Source organism: Halobiforma nitratireducens JCM 10879 (genome assembly GCF_000337895.1).
Classification (GTDB): Archaea; Halobacteriota; Halobacteria; order Halobacteriales; family Natrialbaceae; genus Natronobacterium; species Natronobacterium nitratireducens.
The window spans coordinates 1-1,814 of sequence record NZ_AOMA01000184.1; the positions used below are offsets into that span (position 1 = coordinate 1).

Below are 1,814 nucleotides of genomic sequence, written 5' to 3' on the forward strand. Positions count from 1 at the left end.
GACAGCCATCTAGCGGCTGCATTGCAACGAGCCGGGCTCCGATTTCAAACCGAACGTCACGGAAATCGGAACGCCGTCGAACGTGTCTTTAGGGAGATAAAACGACGCCCATCCTCATTCAGCAATAGCTTTAGTCACGTCGATCCAGCCACCGCTGAAACATGGCTGCAAGCCTTCGCAGTCTGGTGGAATTCGCTTAACTAAACACGATGCAAAAGAGCAACGTAAAATATATCGAAACCCATAATATTAGAATTAACAAACTGAATTGTAACTCGAATGGTGGGCAAACAGCGAACCGAGGGTGACCGCTTCGAGTTCGGTGCGATTGCCCTCGCCAACTTGCTACCGGTCGTCGGATATTTCCTATTCGACTGGGACTACGCGGCTGTTTTCATGCTCTACTGGCTTGACCTTGTAGCATTGTGGCTCGTGTACTGCGGCTTCGCTCTGTTCGCCCAGCAACGGAGTCACTACGAGGAACGGGAACAGCCGGTCCTTATCAAGCCCCTTGGAGGTGATTTCTGGGGGAATACACCTCGAAAGATTGGTCCACTTCCTCCGATCTATCCGCGGAATCTGCGAGTGATTATTCCATCGTGTGTCTTTATCATGTTTGCAATCTTCGTGGGTGGGGCCGCTCTGCTGGAAGGAACTACGGACGGAGGGATGCCAGGATCCACAACAGGTGATCTTCTGGCATTCCTCGCAAACTTTTCAGTATTTACATCGGCACCAATATTTGCAGCGGCGCTGTTGTTTATCGTTATACACATCGTCACCGCATATCGAATCTACATTCGCTCGCAGCAATACGAAGAAATATCAGCGTATATCATACTCGAGCTACCCGCCCGTTTTATCCTTGTCTATGTCTGTGGGCTCATGCTATTGGTTTTTGTCTTCTTGATTGGACTGCTGATTGCGGAATTTGTCGGTTCTGACACATTTGCGGCGGTGCTCCCTTACGTACTGTTTGTGACATTAAAACTTACTCTCGAACGAGGTCGGTTTCACGCAGAACGATCGGCACCTGCCGATGGGTTCCCGTCGTGGTTTCTCCCAGATCCACCTCAATCAGAACAAACGTAGTTGGATCAAAACGATGTGATTGTTCCTACTGTATTCTACAGATTTACACCTGCCTAAATGATGATACGACCTGTTACGACTGGTCGAGATGAGTATATGTAGTATAGTTAGGAAATTAAAGCTCGAACGTAATAACAGGCAAATCACCGCTAGCAGACTGACACATATTACAGTCAAATCGGGATGGACACGGATCTATACATAATTCTGGCGTGGCTCCAAACCTAATCTCGTGTTTGCCGTTGGAACTTGTCCACGAACCGGTGAAACACACTTTGCCTGCGAAGTCGGCGGGAAGTGTTTTGTGACTAATCTCGACAGGACCCACACAATATCGATCGTCGTCGATACCATATCCGATCGAGAAACTGGAGATCGAAGTCGAGAACGATGCATCATCAATCTCCAAAAACACGTCAGCTGAGACTTCTGCTGTGAGACCTGAGTTGGTAGAGCCCTCAACTTGAACACCAGCACCAACCCCAATGGTAACATCGAATCCTCCGAGAGATACTGTACCGGTGTCTTCCTGTACATAGAAAAAATCACTCATACCGCGCGTCCCTACCCCACGAGGTTGTGCTTCGAAACCGGGGGGCGCTTCGCGGTCAAAGTACTCCTCGTAGCTTTCGACCTGCTCCGTTGCGAGGTCATCTAATCCTCCTCTCAGGCGTTCACTCCACTGTTCTTCGTGAGACTTGTAGGGAATTGGACGCCGTCTT

General features: G+C 49.2%; 1 protein-coding gene and 2 pseudogenes. 2 read left to right on the forward strand and 1 reads right to left on the reverse strand.

Going from position 1 to position 1,814, the window contains the following annotated elements; translation table 11 throughout:
• Both C446_RS18290 and C446_RS16810 read left to right on the forward strand, forming a co-directional pair.
• Positions 1-204, forward strand: a pseudogene (locus tag C446_RS18290) (IS6 family transposase); the annotation flags it as partial.
• 75 nt (positions 205-279) lie between these two features.
• The gene (locus tag C446_RS16810; protein WP_006674327.1) at positions 280-1,092 is read left to right on the forward strand and encodes a DUF6498-containing protein; all 813 of its coding nucleotides are present in this window, start codon (positions 280-282) and stop codon (positions 1,090-1,092) included.
• 115 nt (positions 1,093-1,207) lie between these two features.
• Here C446_RS16810 and C446_RS19680 read toward each other — a convergent pair.
• A pseudogene (locus C446_RS19680) lies at positions 1,208-1,814 on the reverse strand (hypothetical protein); the annotation flags it as partial.

Coding starts and splice junctions, on each gene's coding strand:
- C446_RS16810 (WP_006674327.1), top strand. CDS start 280: ATGGTGGGCAAACAGCGAACCGAGGGTGACCGCTTCGAGTTCGGTGCG.